This window comes from Neorhizobium vignae (genome assembly GCF_000732195.1).
In the GTDB taxonomy this organism is placed as follows: domain Bacteria; phylum Pseudomonadota; class Alphaproteobacteria; order Rhizobiales; family Rhizobiaceae; genus Neorhizobium; species Neorhizobium vignae.
Genome location: NZ_JNNU01000002.1, coordinates 572,972 through 589,934 on the forward strand (window position 1 = coordinate 572,972; position 16,963 = coordinate 589,934).

At 62.3% G+C, this 16,963-nt stretch carries 18 protein-coding genes and 1 tRNA gene; 9 read left to right on the forward strand and 10 right to left on the reverse strand.

The genetic code is table 11. The annotated features are described in order from the left end of the window. Positions 1 to 45: 45 nt before the first annotated feature. Positions 46 to 1,047 (forward strand): bile acid:sodium symporter family protein, encoded by a 1,002-nt coding sequence (locus tag GQ59_RS02955; RefSeq protein ID WP_037077208.1) that lies wholly within the window; start codon positions 46 to 48, stop codon positions 1,045 to 1,047. 16 nt (positions 1,048 to 1,063) lie between these two features. Here the strand turns inward: GQ59_RS02955 and mazF are convergent, their stop codons facing one another. The 4 genes from mazF to GQ59_RS02975 form a co-directional block, all read right to left on the reverse strand. Further along, entirely contained in the window at positions 1,064 to 1,402 is a 339-nt protein-coding gene (gene mazF, locus GQ59_RS02960; RefSeq protein WP_037077210.1) for an endoribonuclease MazF, read from the reverse strand. Further along, positions 1,399 to 1,641 carry an AbrB/MazE/SpoVT family DNA-binding domain-containing protein gene (locus tag GQ59_RS02965; protein ID WP_037077211.1) on the reverse strand — a complete coding sequence of 81 codons (243 nt, stop codon included), beginning with the start codon at positions 1,639 to 1,641 and terminating at the stop codon, positions 1,399 to 1,401. The genes mazF and GQ59_RS02965 overlap by 4 nt, the downstream gene beginning before the upstream one ends. Before the next feature lie 150 nt (positions 1,642 to 1,791). Beyond that, entirely contained in the window at positions 1,792 to 2,274 is a 483-nt protein-coding gene (locus GQ59_RS02970) for an Hsp20 family protein (protein ID WP_037077212.1), read from the reverse strand. Positions 2,275 to 2,626: 352 nt separating this feature from the next. Next, positions 2,627 to 3,010, reverse strand: coding sequence for a YciI family protein (locus tag GQ59_RS02975; RefSeq protein ID WP_037077213.1), 384 nt, complete (start codon positions 3,008 to 3,010; stop codon positions 2,627 to 2,629). Between the two features lie 251 nt (positions 3,011 to 3,261). Between GQ59_RS02975 and GQ59_RS02980 the strand changes: the two genes are divergently transcribed. Continuing rightward, positions 3,262 to 4,230, forward strand: coding sequence for an alpha/beta fold hydrolase (locus GQ59_RS02980; RefSeq protein ID WP_037078136.1), 969 nt, complete (start codon positions 3,262 to 3,264; stop codon positions 4,228 to 4,230). Between the two features lie 19 nt (positions 4,231 to 4,249). Here the strand turns inward: GQ59_RS02980 and hisN are convergent, their stop codons facing one another. Together hisN and GQ59_RS02990 are read right to left on the reverse strand one after the other, a co-directional pair. Next, entirely contained in the window at positions 4,250 to 5,029 is a 780-nt protein-coding gene (hisN, locus tag GQ59_RS02985; RefSeq protein ID WP_037077215.1) for a histidinol-phosphatase, read from the reverse strand. 348 nt (positions 5,030 to 5,377) lie between these two features. Beyond that, entirely contained in the window at positions 5,378 to 6,262 is an 885-nt protein-coding gene (locus tag GQ59_RS02990; protein ID WP_037077218.1) for an N-formylglutamate amidohydrolase, read from the reverse strand. Between the two features lie 184 nt (positions 6,263 to 6,446). On the opposite strand from GQ59_RS02990, the gene cpdR1 reads away from it, so the two are divergent. From cpdR1 to GQ59_RS03005, 3 genes are all read left to right on the forward strand, one after another. Beyond that, positions 6,447 to 6,809, forward strand: coding sequence for a response regulator CpdR1 (cpdR1, locus tag GQ59_RS02995; protein WP_037077221.1), 363 nt, complete (start codon positions 6,447 to 6,449; stop codon positions 6,807 to 6,809). Positions 6,810 to 6,914: 105 nt separating this feature from the next. Beyond that, a tRNA-Val gene (locus tag GQ59_RS03000) sits at positions 6,915 to 6,989 on the forward strand. Positions 6,990 to 7,159: 170 nt separating this feature from the next. Beyond that, positions 7,160 to 7,399, forward strand: a complete 240-nt coding sequence (locus tag GQ59_RS03005; protein WP_037077223.1) for a hypothetical protein — start codon at positions 7,160 to 7,162, stop codon at positions 7,397 to 7,399. A gap of 234 nt (positions 7,400 to 7,633) precedes the next feature. On the opposite strand, the gene GQ59_RS30890 is transcribed toward GQ59_RS03005, so the two are convergent. Beyond that, positions 7,634 to 7,807, reverse strand: coding sequence for a DUF1328 domain-containing protein (locus tag GQ59_RS30890; protein WP_037077225.1), 174 nt, complete (start codon positions 7,805 to 7,807; stop codon positions 7,634 to 7,636). Positions 7,808 to 7,964: 157 nt separating this feature from the next. Between GQ59_RS30890 and GQ59_RS03015 the strand changes: the two genes are divergently transcribed. Then, complete coding sequence (locus GQ59_RS03015) at positions 7,965 to 8,768, forward strand: inositol monophosphatase family protein (protein ID WP_051903748.1); 804 nt, start codon at positions 7,965 to 7,967, stop codon at positions 8,766 to 8,768. A gap of 63 nt (positions 8,769 to 8,831) precedes the next feature. On the opposite strand, the gene GQ59_RS03020 is transcribed toward GQ59_RS03015, so the two are convergent. From GQ59_RS03020 to GQ59_RS03030, 3 genes are all read right to left on the reverse strand, one after another. Beyond that, positions 8,832 to 9,881: an ABC transporter ATP-binding protein gene (locus tag GQ59_RS03020; RefSeq protein WP_037077226.1), complete on the reverse strand. Its 1,050-nt coding sequence runs from the start codon at positions 9,879 to 9,881 to the stop codon at positions 8,832 to 8,834. Next, positions 9,878 to 11,446, reverse strand: a complete 1,569-nt coding sequence (locus GQ59_RS03025) for an ABC transporter permease (protein ID WP_037078138.1) — start codon at positions 11,444 to 11,446, stop codon at positions 9,878 to 9,880. Before GQ59_RS03025 ends, GQ59_RS03020 begins: the two co-directional genes overlap by 4 nt. 72 nt (positions 11,447 to 11,518) lie before the next feature. Then, the gene (locus GQ59_RS03030; protein ID WP_037077229.1) at positions 11,519 to 12,532 is read right to left on the reverse strand and encodes an iron ABC transporter substrate-binding protein; all 1,014 of its coding nucleotides are present in this window, start codon (positions 12,530 to 12,532) and stop codon (positions 11,519 to 11,521) included. Between the two features lie 323 nt (positions 12,533 to 12,855). On the opposite strand from GQ59_RS03030, the gene GQ59_RS03035 reads away from it, so the two are divergent. From GQ59_RS03035 to GQ59_RS03045, 3 genes are all read left to right on the forward strand, one after another. Next, positions 12,856 to 14,925, forward strand: a complete 2,070-nt coding sequence (locus GQ59_RS03035) for an ATP-dependent helicase (protein WP_037077231.1) — start codon at positions 12,856 to 12,858, stop codon at positions 14,923 to 14,925. Positions 14,926 to 15,037: 112 nt separating this feature from the next. Beyond that, a complete protein-coding gene (locus GQ59_RS03040) occupies positions 15,038 to 16,090 on the forward strand; it encodes a dipeptidase (protein WP_037078139.1) in 1,053 nt (350 codons plus the stop codon). Positions 16,091 to 16,208: 118 nt separating this feature from the next. Beyond that, positions 16,209 to 16,919 (forward strand): alpha/beta fold hydrolase, encoded by a 711-nt coding sequence (locus GQ59_RS03045; RefSeq protein WP_037077234.1) that lies wholly within the window; start codon positions 16,209 to 16,211, stop codon positions 16,917 to 16,919. The last annotated feature ends 44 nt before the right edge of the window (positions 16,920 to 16,963 follow it).

A 16,963-nucleotide genomic window follows, 5' to 3' on the forward strand; every position in this document is an offset into this window, starting at 1 on the left:
TCATGATAAGTGAAGAGTAAATCCTCAAATCCGAGGAATCCGCCCATGAGCCGTTTTCTGCCGGACCGCTTCACGGTCCTTCTCGTCTGCACCGTCATTCTCGCCTCGGTCCTGCCGATCCATGGCGTCTACGCCGACTGGTTCAACGTCGCGACCGACATCGCCATCGGTCTCTTGTTCTTCCTGCATGGCGCGCGCCTCTCGCGCGATGTCGTGGTGGCGGGCATCCTGCACTGGCGCCTGCACCTGACGATCCTGCTGACGACGTTTGCGATCTTCCCGATCCTCGGGCTGATGATCGGCTTCATTCCGGACGACATCCTGGCGCCGCCGCTCTATGCCGGCATCCTTTTCCTCTGCGTGCTGCCCTCGACGGTGCAATCCTCGATCGCCTTCACCTCGATCGCCGGCGGCAACGTGCCCGCAGCGATCTGCGCCGCTTCCGGCTCCAACATCTTCGGCATGTTCCTGACGCCGCTTCTCGCCGGCATCCTGCTCTCGACCACGGGCGACGCGGGCTTTTCCTGGGATGCGCTCGAAAGCATCCTGCTTCAGTTGCTCGCCCCCTTCGTCCTCGGCCAGATCCTGCAGCCTTGGATCGGCAACTGGATCCGTTCGAAGAAGAAGATCCTTGTCCCCGTCGACCGCGGCTCGATCCTGATGGTCGTCTATCTCGCCTTCTCGGAGGCGGTGATGGAAGGCCTGTGGCACACCTTTTCGGCGCTCGATATCGGCGTCGTCATCCTGGTCGACATGGTGCTGCTGGCAGTCGTGCTCTGCATCACCATGTTCGGCAGCCGGGCGCTGGGCTTCAACAAGGAGGACGAAATCACCATCACCTTCTGCGGATCGAAGAAGTCGCTCGCAAGCGGCGTGCCGATGGCCAACGCCATCTTCGCCGGCCAGTCCTCCTCGATCGGCGCCATCGTCCTGCCTCTGATGCTCTTCCATCAGATCCAGCTCATGGCCTGCGCCGTCATCGCCCAGAAATATGCGAACCGCCTGAAGGTGAAGAAGGATGCCGTCGCGGCCCCGGCTGCGGCTTGAGGGCCGGCGGCGTCGATCAGGGCTTGCCGATCAGCGCAGCTGCTCTCGCCCTGATCTGGGAAAGCTCCCGGGCGGAAACCCGGCCCTTGCGCTGCGCATTGAGCGCCTTCCAGTCGAGGCTCTTCAGCTGGTCGGCAAGGACCGTGCTGTCTCCGTCGTCACCGATCGCCACTTCGAAAGGATACCCCTTCCGCTTGGTGGTCATCGGGCAGCACAGCATCAAGCCGAAGCGATTGTAGCTTTGAGGACTCAACACGACGGCGGGCCGGCGCCCGGCCTGCTCATGTCCCGCTTGCGGTGAAAATTCCAGCCAGACGATATCGCCGGCCTCCGGAACATAGGACGCAGGCGTCATAGCGCTTCCTTGCCGACAGGCGCTCCAAAATCAATTTCCTCATGGAGGTTGTCCGGTGTCATGCCTGCAATGAGCTGATCGAGATCGAGCTCCGCGTCCCGCACCACCTCAATGATGATCCGGCCGTTTTCCTCCGACACGTCCACGACCGTATCGATCTGCAGCTGAGCCGCCTCCATGACGGCGGCGGGGATGCGCACCGAGGCGCTGTTTCCCCATTTCTTGACGGTGACGCGCATGAGCCTCTCCCATGTAGAAACATTGTTGATACAGTGGGGGCACAAGCCGCACCGGTCAATGAACCTACAGAACGAAAAACGGCCCTTCCCCCAAGAGGAAGGGCCGCATTGGGCTTGCTCGACTATATCGACCGGAAACCCGGCAGCGGGTTAGTTGACCTGCTGCGGGGTAACCTGGGCCTCGATCGTCTTCGGAGCGACTGCGTCTGCGGCAATCGCGATGCGACGGGGCTTCATGGCTTCCGGAATGTTCCGGAGGAGGTCGATATGGAGCAGGCCGTTCTTCAGCGAAGCGGATTGCACTTCGACATGATCGGCAAGCTGGAAGCGGCGCTCGAAGGCGCGCTTGGCGATGCCGCGATAGAGATATTCGCTCTGTTCGGCAGCGGTTTCGTCTTCGCTCTTTTCACCCTTCACGGTCAGCACGTTCGCATGGGCTTCGAGGCTGAGTTCCTTTTCGTCGAAACCGGCAACGGCCATGGTGATGCGATAGGTGTTTTCACCGGTCCGCTCAATATTGTAGGGCGGATAGCTCGGGGTCTGGTCAGCCGGCCCGCGATTGTCGAGCAGGTTGAAAAGGCGGTCGAAACCGACGGTGGAGCGGTAAAGGGGGGTAAAATCGACGTGACGCATGGAGTCCTCCTTGGGAAGCGACGTTGCGGTTTTCATCTGGGTTTGCGCATCCCTTCATTGGCGATGCGGTCCCGTTCCGCGGACCCGTTTGGCGTCCGCAGAGTTCAAATGGGGATTGGTTTTCGCGGCTTCAAGGCCCCGGTTCGCGGCGCGATTTACGAGTGAACCTGAGATGAACAGCCCGTTTCGAGCCGGTTCAGGAGCGTTTTGATAGAAGTAACAGTGGAAGGCAGACTGTCTCTCTCGACCGAAGCTCCATTCGTCCCTTCGCTTCGGTCATCAATTGCCGGAATCGCTTGGGGTATCCCTAGACCCCGCGATTCCGGCTTCTTTTTCCTGCCGAACTACTCCCTCAGTCCTCCGCCCGCGTCTCCAGCGGCGCGCCCGGCAAATAGAGCAGGATCGGCCTGATTTCGTAGACCGCCGTCGGATTGGCACGGCGCAGATCTCGTGCCGCCGCAATGGCTCCATCGATCGTCGGAAAATCCACCACGTAGAGGCCGAGCAGCTGCTCCTTGGTTTCGGCAAACGGACCGTCGATAACCATCCCCTCGCCCTTGCCCCGCAATGTTACGGCCTGTTCCGTCGGCCCGAGTCGAGCGGCAGGTCCCAGGGATTTCTGCGCAACCAGACGGTCATTGACCTCCAGCAGCTCGGTCATCAGCGCCTGATCCTCCTCCTCGGTCCAGGACTGGACCACTCCCTCCTCGTGATAGGCAAGGATTGCGTAATACATGGCTTGTCTCCCTCCTTATACCTCGACTGACGCCAACCATCCTCCTCGCACACTCCCGTGCTCCGGCGGGCCGACGGACATCCAGAAATCTTCAAATGCGGTTGAATACACATGTTAGACCGGCAGCGTGCAAGCCCTCCGATGTCTTCGACATCGTCTGGCACGCCACCGGCTGGCGCCAGCCGCGCTTTTTCCTTGACGTCCCGCCGCCGCTGGCTGACCCTGCCGGCATGAGCGAAGCGGCAGATTCCATCGACAACATTCTCCACCCCACGCCCGGCAATCCGGCTCCGGCCAATTGCACGGCCGGCTATTTTACCGGTCATCGAGGCACCCGGTTACGCTACGGCCTGTTCCGCTCCGGGATGTCGCCGGCGGCCGGCACCGTCGTGCTCATGCAGGGCCGCAACGAATCCATCGAGAAATATTTCGAGACGATCCGGGATCTGAACGCCATGGGCCTGTGGGTCGCGACCTTCGACCTGCGCGGCCAGGGCGGATCGCAGCGGCTGACGAAAAATCCGCGCAAGGGCCATGTCCGCCGCTTTTCCGACTACGAGCGGGATCTCGAGATCTTCCTCGAACATATCGTGCTTCCGGATGCCCGCCTGCCCTTCTTCCTGGTTGCCCACTCGACCGGCGCCCTGATCGCGCTCTCGGCTGCCCCGCGCCTTTCGAACCGCATCAACCGGATGGCAATTGCAGCCCCCTATATCGCGCTCTCGGGTCAGGGTGTCCCGGAAGGCTTCATCCGCACACTTGCCGGGATTGCGAGTTGGACCGGTTTCGGCCGCGTCTCGATGGGCGCCGACCGCAGCAACCGCGCCTTCGAAGGCAATCCGCTGACCTCCGATCCGAAGCGTTTCGCCCGCAACGTTGAGATCGGCGCCGCCCATCCGGAGCTGACGATCGGCCCGCCGACGGCCCGCTGGCTGCACGAGACGTTCAAGGCCGCTCGCCGCATATCCTCCCAGTCGCATCTGACCAGGATCACCATTCCGACCCTGATCCTCGCTCCCGTTCTCGATGCCATCGTCCCCTATGCGGCGCAGGAGGAACTGTCGCGCAATTTCCGCGCCGGCCAGCTGATCACCATCAACGGCGCGCGCCACGAACTGTTTCACGACAGGGATATCTACCGCGCCCAGGCGCTGGCGGCGATCGAGGCCTTCATGCCCGGCCAGGATGGCGGTTTCGGGCTCTCCGAGACCGCCGCGTGATCCTTCTCCGCTTGGTGACCTACTTGCCGGAAAGCAGCTTCATGGCTTCCGCATGCACGGCCTTGCTGCCCGCCGCAAGAATATTGCCGCCGTTTTCCGGGCGCCCGCCGTCCCAGGTGGTGATGATGCCGCCCGCCTGCTCGATGATCGGAATCAGCGCACCGACGTCGTAGGGCTTCAGGTTGTTCTCGACGACGATATCCACATGGCCGGAGGCGAGCAGCATATACGCGTAGCAATCGCAGCCATAGCGGAACAGCCGCACCTTCTCCTCGACAGAACGGTATTTCGCCAGATCGTCGCCGCCGAAGATATGCGGCGAGGTGGTGAAAAGGGTGGCGGCGGCAAGGCTGCCGCAGTCGCGCACCGAAATCTGCTGCCGCTCGAGGTCCGGGCCGGAATACCAGGCATTCGTGCCGTCGGCGAAATAACGCTCGCCGATGAACGGCTGGTCCATCAGCCCCATGGCGGCGCGGCCGTTCGACTGGAAGCCGATCAGCGTGCCCCAGACCGGCAGGCCGGAAATGAAGGCGCGCGTACCGTCGATCGGATCGATCACCCAGACATGCTCGCGGTCGAGGCCGACATTCCCATGCTCCTCGCCGAGAATGCCGTGTTCGGGAAAGCGTGCGGTGATCAGAGCCCGGATCGCCGTCTCGGCGGCGCGGTCGCCCTCGGTCACCGGGTCGAACCCGCCCTGCTCCTTGTTGACGACGGAAAGTCCGGTCCGGAAGCGCGGCAGGGTCTCGGCCTTGGCAGCATCGGCAAGCGCATGGAAGAAATCGCGATCGGGAAGCATGGGGAAATCCGCTGTTGGAATGAAGACCTGTTCTAAAACACCCGCCCGAAGCATGGAACCGGATTCGAGCCGAATGCGCAGAAATTCAAAAAATGATCTTTCGCTGCCGCAAATCTCGGCAATCCGCCTAAAAATGGCGCATATTTAAGCAACTAAAAAAGTTGCTTGACATTTGTGCAGCGCACTCGTAGCTTCAATGCACAGTCTTTGACTGTAAATACCCTCCTTGGGTGTTTCCTCCCTAGACTTAGCCGCGCCCACAAGCGCGGTTTTTTTTGCCCGCGATCGAGCCGACAAGTCGGCAATTCCGCCGGCGACAGACCAAACCTGTGGAAAACTTTGTGAACGTTATTCGGCTGCGAGCGCGCTGTCGCCTGCGAAGTCGATGACGAATTCCGCCATCTGCCGCATGAAGGTGGAAAGTGCAGCCGCGACCATCGGGAATTCCGGTCGTCTGGCAAGCGTCATCTCGTCCACGTAGAGCGCGCGGTTGACCTCGATCTGCAGCGCATGCAGACCGCGCACCGGCCGGCCGTAGTGTTCGGTGATGAAACCGCCGGCATAGGGCTTGTTGCGCACGGCGCAAAAACCCATGCCGTCGAGGAATTGCATCGCCGCCCGAGAGAGCTCGGCAGACGCGCTGGTGCCGTAGCGGTCGCCGATGATGAAGTCGGGCCGCACGTCCGAACCGGAAAGGCGGATATTGCCCGGCATCGAATGGCAGTCGATCAGGATGGCGAGCCCGAAGCGGGCATGGGTGCGGGCGATCAGTTTGCGAAGGCAGGCGTGGTAAGGCTTGTAGATCGTTTCGATGCGGGACATCGCCTCGTCGACCGGCAGCCGGCGGCGGTAGATTTCCATGTTTTCGGCGACGATCCGCGGAATGGTGCCCAGCCCGCCCGCGACACGCATGGAGCCGATATTGACGAAAGGTGGCAACGGCCCGTCGAACATGCGCGGATCGAGCTCGTAGGGCTCGCGATTGACGTCGAGATAGGCGCGCGGGAAATGGGCCAGGAGCAGCGGTGCGCCGAGTTCCGGCGCGTCGGCGAAAAGCTCGTCGACATAGTGGTCCGCGGAGCGGCGGATGGCGAGCGAATCGAGGCCGCTCTCGGCAAGAAATTCAGGCGGGTAGAAGCTGCCGCTGTGAGGCGAATTGAAAACGAAGGGGATAGTCTGCGTGGCGGGCTCCCTCACTTCGAAATGTTCAAAATCACCTGCGTTGCAATCCATCCTGCCTTTACCATGTCACGAACTTGTTCAGGAACTCATGTTGCCAGTTGCCCGAGGCGAAGTCCATACTATCTATACCCTACCAAATCCTCTTACACCCTCATTAAACGGATGTTTACCGCGCGTAGGCAGTGTAAGAGATACCGACAACTCTAAAAATTTGCATTGGATAACGGTCCTGGAGATGATTCAGAAAATCCTTCTCGCCGAAGACGATAACGACATGCGTCGTTTCCTGGTGAAGGCGCTTGAAAAGGCGGGCTACAAGGTCGCGTCCTTCGACAACGGCGCGAGCGCTTACGATCGCCTGCGCGAAGAGCCCTTCTCGCTGCTCCTGACCGACATCGTCATGCCGGAAATGGACGGGATCGAACTTGCCCGCCGGGCGACGGAACTCGATCCTGACCTGAAAGTGATGTTCATCACCGGCTTTGCGGCCGTCGCGCTGAACTCCGATTCCAAGGCGCCGAAGGATGCCAAGGTGCTGTCGAAGCCCTTCCACCTGCGCGATCTGGTGGACGAAGTGAACAAGCTTCTGGCGGCCTGAGGCCCCGAAAGCCCTGATCTGCAAGGCCTTCAAAAAACCTTCGCATTTCATGGCAAAAACCTGTTGACGGCCCGACCAGTCTATGGTCTATGCGCCGCCACGGATGGGCGTGTAGCTCAGCGGGAGAGCACTACGTTGACATCGTAGGGGTCACAGGTTCAATCCCTGTCACGCCCACCATCCAGTTCAAAACGTTGAGAAATCCGCTTCGGCGGATTTCTTCGTTTCTGATCCTTCCCTTAATCTATTCGTTTCAAAACGGTGCACTTGCGCCCGAAATCCTTCACCAGCCTTGCTGGCGATTTGGTCATCTGCGCCTGTTATGGTGTTACGACATCAAGGAGGTGTAGATGGCGCAGTTCAAGAATTCGGAGCATCTCGTCCAGACGAAAGCACCCGCCTTCGAGAAGGATTGGATGCCGGGGCAGAAGGTGCCGAATGCGGGCATATACCGGTGCAAGACCTGCGGCGACGAAATCGTCGTGCACAAGGACGCGGCCATCCCGCAGATCCACCACGAGCATACGGTCCTTGGACCGGTAATCTGGAAGCTGCTCGTTTTCGCCCAGAAACATCCGTCGCGCCCCTGACCTCCGCATCTGCGCAGAACGGTTGCCGCCGTTTCGAGACCGGTCTCTTTTTTCGCCGGAGCGTACCGAATCGGCCCTAACCCGCCTCGCAACACGACATCGAATATGCCAAATGCGACCCACCGCGTCATTGATGCGGATTTTCCCCAATTTGCCCCGCCCGACCTTCGGCGGGGCTTTTTTTGTTTCAGCGGCACGACGCCCCGCGCTTGACGCCCGGGGATGCCAGGGGAATCAGAGAATCGCGTTGCCGGCCGCAAAGGCGAGCACGACGAAAATCAGGAAAACGACGAGGAAGATGAAGAACAGGATTTTCGCGATCCCTGCCGTCGCGGCGGAAACACCCGAAAAGCCGAGGAAACCGGAAATCAGCGAGATGACCAGAAAGATGAGAGCCCATTTCAGCATGGAATTTTTTCCTTCACGTTGATGGTCCGATAACGCGAAGAAATGTTCCCGAGTTCCATAAACGTGCCACCCGGAAGCCTCGACTGCGAAGCGGGGAATCTCCAATATCTCCCTGCCGCTGCGCGATATCCGCGAAACGCGAATTGGATTGCGACACATGATATTGAGCACCGAATACGACCGGATGCTGTCTCTTGCCAATAAAGCCGCCGTCGCGGCCGGGAATGCAGTGATCGAACAGTGGGAAGCATCCCGCTGCAAGGTCCGCTTCAAGGGGCCAAGCGATATGGTGACCAGCGCCGACCTGCTCTCGGACGAGATTATCCAGGCGGCGATCAAGGCCGAGTTTCCCCTCCACCGCATTCTCTCGGAAGAAGACGCCGACCGCCACCGCTTCGATTACTCTGGTCCCTTGTGGATCATCGACCCAATCGACGGAACCGCGAATTACGCAAGGGGACATCCCTATTTCGGCATTTCGGTCGCTTTCGCCATGGATGGTAACGTTCTGGCGGGTTGCGTCCATGCGCCGGCTTTAGGCGAAACATTCACCGCAGCGAAGGGCCAGGGCGCCTTTCTGAACGGCCGCCCGATCCGGACGTCCTCGCCGGATAGCCTGGCGCGTTCGATCGTCAGCACCGGTTTCCCGCATGAAAAAAGCGATCCGGGTCCGCTGCTGGAACGGGTGCGGATAATTCTGTCGATGTGCCAGGACATCCGGCGCGGCGCGTCGCCGGTTCTGGATATCGCCTATGTCGCGGCCGGACGGCTGGATGCCCACACGGAAACGCTGTTCCCGTGGGACGTCGCAGCCGCGGGGCTTATCGCGACGGAGGCTGGCGCAACCCGCAGCCACCTTGCAGGCGTTTCTGAAAACGTTCCGCCTGATCTATCCGGAAACGCGGTCCTGTTCTCCTCGCCTGCCATTCACGATGAGATTGCGGCACACCTTCGGCGATGAAGATCCCGCACAATCCTGAAAGCCACGGAACTTTTTCACGCGGCTTCGTTGCGGTATCCAGGGCTATTGGAAGAGGTGCGCCGTTCCCGCCACGCCGATCGTCACGCGATCCCCTGAGACCAGCGTCTCGCGGCTCGGGATGTCGAGCCGGAAGGAGAAGCCCTGCGGACCGCCGCCGAGCGTGATCCGGACGTCCGAGGTCGGGCCGCAGAAGTTGATCTCGGCGATCGTCCCGGAAGCCCCCTCGCCGCTCTCCCGAACCCCTGCCTGGGTGACGGTGATCTGTTCCGGCCGCAGCATGATCTCCGCCCGGCCGCGATAGGCGACGTCATCGACCGGCAGGACCCCGAGCGGGCTTTGCGCCCGTCCGTCGGCGACATCGGCGGGCAGCACGATCGCCTCGCCGAGGAAGGCGGCCGTCGCCGCATCGACCGGCTTCGAATAGACCTCGCGCGGGCTTCCCACCTGCGCGAATTTTCCTGCCCGCATCACCGCCACTTGGTCGGCGAAGGCAAGCGCCTCGCCCTGGTCATGGGTCACCAGCAGCGTGGTGATGCCGGCTGCGGTCAGCACGTCGGTCACCGCCTTGCGGGTCGTGGCCCTGAGTCCCGTATCCAGGGCCGAGAAAGGCTCATCGAGCAGCATCAGCCTCGGGCTGCGGGCAAGTGCTCGCGCGAGCGCTACGCGCTGCTGCTGGCCGCCTGAGAGCTGGTCCGGCTTGCGGGCGAGCATGGCCGGGTCGAGCCCGACCATGTCCATCAGCTTGGCGATGCGGGCATTCTTCACCGAGGCCTCCGCCTCCAGCCCGAACCCGATATTCTGCCGGATCGTCAGATGCGGAAACAGGCAGCCGTCCTGCGCCACGATGCCGATGCCGCGCTTGTGGGCCGGCACCTGGGAACGACCATCGGCAAGCTGCTGGCCGGCGAACACGATGCGGCCCTCATCCGGCGCGTCGAAACCGGCGACCAGGCGCAGAAGCGTGGTCTTGCCGCATCCGGACGGGCCGACGATCGCCGTGCGGCTGCCCGCGGTGACCGAAAGATCGACACCGTCGAGGGCTGCGACGGAACCATACTGTTTGCGCAGGGAGGTCAGGGTAAGAAACGTCATCGCCCGGCGATCTTTTTCGATTGGTGATGGAGAAGAAAGGTGAGCGGTAGCGAGAAGGCGACCATCAGCACCGCATAAGGCGCTGCACCGGCATAGTCGATCTCGCCGGTCAGCGCCCAGAAGGCCATGGCGAGCGTGCGGGTGCCGTTCGGCGCCAGCATCTGGGTGGCGGTGAGTTCGTTCATGATGCCGAGCGAGGAAAGCGCGACGCCGGCCGCAGCCCCCGGCGCCGCAAGCCGGATCGTCGTCGCGAGCAGCGCGTTGCCCGGCGAACGCCCGAGGCTCGCCGCCGCCTGTTCGATCTCGACCGGCACCTGCGCGATGCTGGCCCGCAGGCTCACCAGCGCCCGTGGCAGGAACATCACCACATAGGCAAGCACGATCGTCGCAACGCTCTGGTAGAGCGGCAGCATGACCCGCACGGTGATGGTCACGAGCGCCAGCGCCACCACGACGCCGGGCATCGAGCTTGCGAGGTAATAGCAGCCTTCGAGGAACCGGCTGGCTCGGGTGGGCCGGCGCACGGAGAGCCAGGCGATCGGCACGGCGGCGGCGGTCGTCGCAAGCCCGCCGACCAGGCAGATGACCAGCGTCTGCCACAGTGCAAGCCCCACCTCGTCGATCCGCCACACGCCGGCACCCCCGGCGATCAGCCAGCGACCGAGCGTCAGCACCGGAACGCCGAGTGCAAAGGCGGCGGTCGCAGCCGGCAGAAGAAGAGCGACGTATTTCCATCGGCCGAGCCGGGCAATCTTCGGCCGGCGGGCGACGCCGGATCCGAGCCGCGCATAGCGGCTGCGGCCGCGCAGCGAAGCTTCGAGGCCGAGCAGCACGAAACAGCAGAACACCAGCACGAGCGCCAGCATGTAGGCGGCGACACCGTTATAGGTCGACTGGAACTGGTCGAGAATGGCGGTCGTGAACGTATCGAAGCGGATCATCGCAAACAGACCGTATTCGGCCAGCAGATGCAGGCCGATCAGCAGCGCGCCGCCGCAGAGGGCAAGCCGGAGCTGCGGGAGTACGACGCGCCGGAAGACGGCGAAGGGCGCCAGCCCCAGCGAAGCCGCCTGGTCTTCCAGAGCCGGATCGAGCAGCCGGAAGGCGGCGGAAAGCGGTAGATAGAGAAAGGGAAAGTAAGCGACGACCGAGATCGCCACGCCGGCGGGAAGGCCGTTGAAACCGGGCCACATCCCGATCCAGGCGTAGGAATGCACGAAGGCGGGCACGGCAAGCGGCGTGACGCAGAGCCAGGACCAGAACCGCGCGCCCGGCAGGTCGCTGCGTTGAGTAAGCCAGGCGAGCGCGACGCCAAGCACCGCGCAGATGGGAATGGTGAAGACGACGAGCAGGATCGTATTGGCCAGCAGATCGCCGACCCTCGAGCGGAAAATCAGCTGCGAGGCCGTCTCCCAACCCGTCACCACCGCTGCCCATAACACGAAGCCGAGCGGCAGGAGCGCCAGCAAGGCTACCAGGATCGCAATCGTCAGCGTCCAGGACGACGCCGCCGGCAGGCGGTGTCGCGGCGCGATGGAGATCCTGGTATCTGTGGTGGAAGTCATTGCCGGTCCGAAAATACGAGACATCGCAGGTACGCCCTGCGATGTCTCCATGCAACTGTTATCGGTCGCTTGTTAGAGCAGGCCGGCGGCGGTCATCATGTCGGTGACCTTGGCGTTGTTGAGGGTCGAGGGCTCGACCTTCGGGGCTGCCAAGTCGGCGATCGGAGTCAGCATCTTGTTGGAAGCCTCGCCCTTGCCGACGGCGTATTCAAAGGAAGTGCCGTCGCGCAAGATCTTCTGGCCGCCCTTGCCGGTCACCCACTTCAGGAATGCCTGCGCCTGTTCCTTGTGCTTGGAGGACGCAAGGACCCCGCCGCCCGAGATCGACACGAAGGCGCCCGGATCCTGGTTCTTGAAATAATGCATGCCGATGTTCTTGGTGTTCTCGCCGGTCTTCGCGACGTCGCCGAAATAGTAGTAGTGATAGATCAGCGCGCCTTCGAACTGACCGGCATTGACCGCCTTCATGGCAGTCGAGTTGCCGCGGATCGGCGTCGCATTTTCCTTCATGCCCTTCAGCCAGGCGGCGGTCGCTTCTTCGCCCTTGAGCTGCAGCAGCGCACCGACGATCGCCTGGAAATCGGCGCCCGACGGAGATGCCGTCCAGCGGCCCTTCCATTCCGGCTTGGCAAGGTCGAGCATCGACTTCGGCAGTTTGTCTTCCGTCAGCTCGGTCTTGTCGTAGACGAAAACGGTCGAGCGGGCGGCGATACCGACCCAGTTGCCGTTGGCCGGATGGAAACCCGGCAGAACTTGGTCGAGGGTCGCCTTGTCGACCGGCGCGAAAAGACCTTTGCCATCGACCAGCACCATGGCCGGCGAATTTTCGGTCAGGAACACGTCGGCCGGCGAATTGGCGCCTTCCTGGACAATCTGGTTGGCAATTTCGAGGTCGCTGCCCTGGCGGATGGTGACCGCGATGCCGGTCTCTTCCGTGAAGGCCTTCACCCACTCCTTGGTCAGCCCTTCGTGCTGGGCATTATAGATGGTGAGACTGTCTGCCACCTGCGCCGAAGCCGGCGACGACAGGGACAGAACGGAAAAAGCCAGGGCAACGCCCGCAGCCACGGTGAATGAAGTCTTCAAGATCGCCTCCGCAAGAGAGTCAGGAATTTGACGCGCCCGTCATAACCAAAGCAGAGATTTGTGGTCAACTTTATTTCCATGGCAGGCGTAACAAAAGCGTGATTTACGCTTAAAATACAAACGGATACAGCAGGCGGCACGAATTGATCGCGGCACCGGTTCGTGGCATGCAAATTGTACTTGGGCGGAAATTGCCGCCAGCGGCATCGTCGCAATCTTCCCGCGCGCGGACAAGTTGGTGAGTTGCCGCATGCGTGCCGACGCGGATTTCCGCGCAGGCACACGAATCAGCTATGGCTAATTCGAACACATCGGGAACGGGCATGGCTGTTGCTTATCTGGAAAAGCTGAATGATGCGCAACGACGTGCGGTCGAGCACGGCTCGGACGTGCCGAACGGCGGTCCGGCCGCGCCTTTGCTGGTCATCGCCGGCGCCGGTTCCGGCAAGACCAACACGCTCGCCCATCGCGTTGCGCACCTCATCGTCTCGGGCACCGACCCGCGCCGCATCCTGCTGATGACCTTTTCCCGCCGCGCGGCATCGGAAATGGGCCGCCGCGTCGAGCGCATCTGCGCGCAGGTGCTGGGCGCAAATGCCGGCATCATGACCGACGCCCTTGCCTGGGCCGGCACCTTTCACGGCATCGGCGCACGGCTGCTCCGCCTCTATGCCGAACAGATCGGCCTCGACCACGACTTCACCATCCACGACCGGGAAGATTCCGCCGATCTGATGAACCTGGTGCGCCACGAACTCGGCTTCTCGAAGACCGAGAGCCGGTTTCCCACCAAAGGCACCTGTCTGCAGATCTATTCCCGTGCCGTGAATTCGGAGACGCCGCTGGACGAGGTGCTGAAACTCCATTTCCCCTGGTGCTCGGCCTGGGAACCGCAGCTCCGCGAACTCTTCGCCTCCTATGTCGAAGCCAAGCAGGCCCAGAACGTGCTGGATTACGACGACCTCCTGCTCTACTGGGCGCAGATGATGAGCGAACCGGCGATCGCGCAGGATGTCGGCGGCCGCTTTGACCATGTCCTCGTCGACGAATACCAGGACACCAACCGCCTGCAGTCATCGATCCTGATGGCGATGAAACCTGGCGGCATAGGCCTCACCGTGGTCGGCGACGATGCCCAGTCGATCTATTCCTTCCGCGCCGCGACGATCCGCAACATCCTCGATTTCCCGAACACCTTCGATCCGCCGGCCAATATCGTCACGCTCGACCGCAACTACCGCTCGACCAACACGATCCTCGCCGCCGCCAACGGCGTCATCGATCTCGCCCGCGAACGCTTCACCAAGAACCTCTGGACCGAACGCCAGTCGGAGGAACGCCCCCGCCTCGTGGCCGTCAAGGACGAGACCGAACAGGCCAATTACATCGTCGAAAAAATCCTCGAAAACCGCGAAACCGGTATGACGCTCAAACAGCAGGCCGTGCTGTTCCGCTCTTCGCACCATTCCGGCCCGCTCGAAGTCGAGCTCACCCGCCGCAACATCCCCTTCGTGAAATTCGGCGGCCTGAAGTTCCTCGACAGCGCCCATGTCAAGGACATGCTGGCCGCCTTGCGTTTCGCCCAGAACCCGCGCGACCGGGTCGCCGGTTTCCGGCTGATGCAGCTCATCCCCGGCATCGGCCCGCAGACGGCTGGAAAAATTCTCGATGCCATCTCCGCCGATCCGGAACCGCTGGCAGCGCTCCAGGAAATCCCGGCCCCACCGCGCTCCGGCGCCGACTGGCCCGCCTTCGTCGACATGCTTGCGGCCGTCCGAAGGGGCGCGGGCTGGCCGTCCGAAATCGGCCTTGCCCGCCAATGGTACGAGCCGCATCTCATCCGCATCCACGAGGACGCCGAGACCCGCAAGGCTGACCTGCTGCAGCTCGAACAGATCGCCTCCGGTTATACGTCGCGCGAACGGTTCCTTACCGAACTGACCCTCGACCCGCCGGATGCGACCAGCGCCGAATCCGGCACGCCTCTGCTCGACGAGGATTACCTGATCCTCTCGACCATCCATTCGTCGAAGGGCCAGGAATGGCGCTCGGTCTTCCTCCTGAACTGCGTAGACGGCTGCATTCCCTCCGACCTCGGCGTCGGCTCGACCGCCGAGATCGAGGAGGAACGCCGGCTTCTCTACGTCGCTATGACGCGGGCGAAGGACCATTTGCACCTGATGACGCCGCAACGTTTCTTCGTTCACGGCCAGGCCTCGCAGGGCGACCGCCACGTCTATGCCGCCCGCAGCCGCTTCATCCCGGCGACGCTCCTGCAATTCTTCGAAACCGCCGCCTGGCCGGTCGTCGCCCAGATGACCGACGCCGAACGCCAGGCCCGCCACCAGGTCCGCATCGATGTCACCGCCCGCATGCGCGGCATGTGGCGATAGGCGGGCCGGAGGCGCGCCTCTTGTCATGAGCTTCTAACTCGACTGTGGGATGAGCGGACGATCGCAGCCGCAACATGCCGCCGACCAGCCGGATATCGAGGACCGAATTCCCATGGACAGTATCGAAGTCTTCGACGGGCATAACGATGCGGTCCAGTTCATGGTGGACTACAAATCAACCGGCCGCGATTTTCTGGCCCGCTCTGAGGAAGGCCATCTCGATCTTCCTCGCGCGATCGAAGGACGCCTGATGGGCGGGTTGTTCGCCCTGCACGCCTCCCCGGAACACAAACCGGAAAACGACCTGATCGTCACCAGCGACGGATACGAGGTCCGCTACGCCGCCGCCGTGCCTCTGGACCACGCCCGCCTTCAGATCGACGCGCAGCTTTCCGCAATCGGCGGACTGATCCGGCGTTCGAACGGCCGGATGCGGCTGGCGACCGATCTCGATGGCATCAGGACAGCCCGGGCTGAATCCGCTTTTGCCGTTGTCCTTCACATGGAGGGCGCCGAAGCGATCGACCCGGACCTCGATTATCTCCATCGCTTGCACGAAGCCGGGCTCCGGTCCCTCGGCCCGGTCTGGAGTCGACCGAACATCTTCGGTTACGGCGTTCCCTTTGCCTATCCAAGGTCTCCCGACACCGGCCCCGGACTGACCGATCTCGGCAGGAACCTCGTCAGGACCTGCAACGCTCTCGGCATCATGATCGACCTTGCGCATCTGAACGAACGCGGATTCTGGGACGTCGCGGCCTTGAGCACCGCTCCCCTCGTCGCTACCCATGCCTGCGCCCATGCCATATGTCCCTCGACCCGCAATCTCACCGACCGGCAGCTCGACGCCATCCGCGACACGGATGGCGTCATCGGCTTCAACCTCGCCGTCTACGACATACGCGCCGACGCCCATCTCGACGCGAATACGTCGCTCGATATTGTGGTCCGCCACATTGAATATCTCATCGACCGCATGGGGGCGGACAGGGTCGCCCTCGGCTCGGACTTCGACGGCACCGTCATATCCCGCCACATCAGGGACGCGAGCGGCCTGCCGCATCTCTTCGATGCCATGCGCAAGGCCGGATTTGACGAGCCGACGTTAAGAAAATTCGCCTTCGACAACTGGCTCCGTGTCTTCGGTCTGACCTGGCCGTCCTGATCGGGACACACGCCGGACGGCGGCCACGTCGCAATGGGCTTGTCCCCTCGCCTGTCGCATTGACTCGACCGGAACCGGGTGGGAAACAACCGGCGTCATTCAGACGGGAGGAGAACCGATGACCGGCCGCAAAATCGTATTGGTTCAGGGCGCCTGGGGATCGAGCGCGAGCTGGACGCCGGTCGCCGACATCCTCCGGGGCATGGGCCATCAGGTCTTCGTACCGAGCCTCACCGGGCTCGGGGAGCGCACCCATCTGTTTTCGGGCGCCATCAATCTCGATACCCATATCGGCGATGTCTGCGGCCTCATCGAAGCGGAAGGCCTCGAAAAATTCGATCTCGTCGGCCATTCCTATGGCGGCATGGTGATCACAGGCGTCGCCGACCGTTTCGCGGCCCGCATCCGCACGCTGACCTATCTCGACGCTTTCCTGCCGGAAAACGGCCAGTCGGCGCTCGATCTGCTCGGTCCGGAAGTGGCGATGGCCAACCTTGCCATGGCCGGCGAACTCGGCGGCGTCGCGGTACCGCCCCCCGCCCGTCACGCGAACCGCGTGCCGGAAGATCTGCGCCACTACATGACCGGCCGCTCGCCGCAGCCTTTCGCGACGATGATCCAGAAGATCAAGCTGTCGGGTGATTATCAAAAGATCACGAAAAGGCTTTACGTCTCGGCCAATATCGACCAGTCGAAGATCTTTTCCGGCATATACGCCAAGGTTGGCGCCGATCCGTCCTGGGCATCCATGGAAGTGCCGAGCGGCCACATGCTGCAGCTCGAAATGCCGGAACAGGTCGCCGGCATCATCCACGACTTCATCGGCTGACTTTGCGCCCGATCAGTCCGACGAAACCGAAAGCGGCGGCGAAA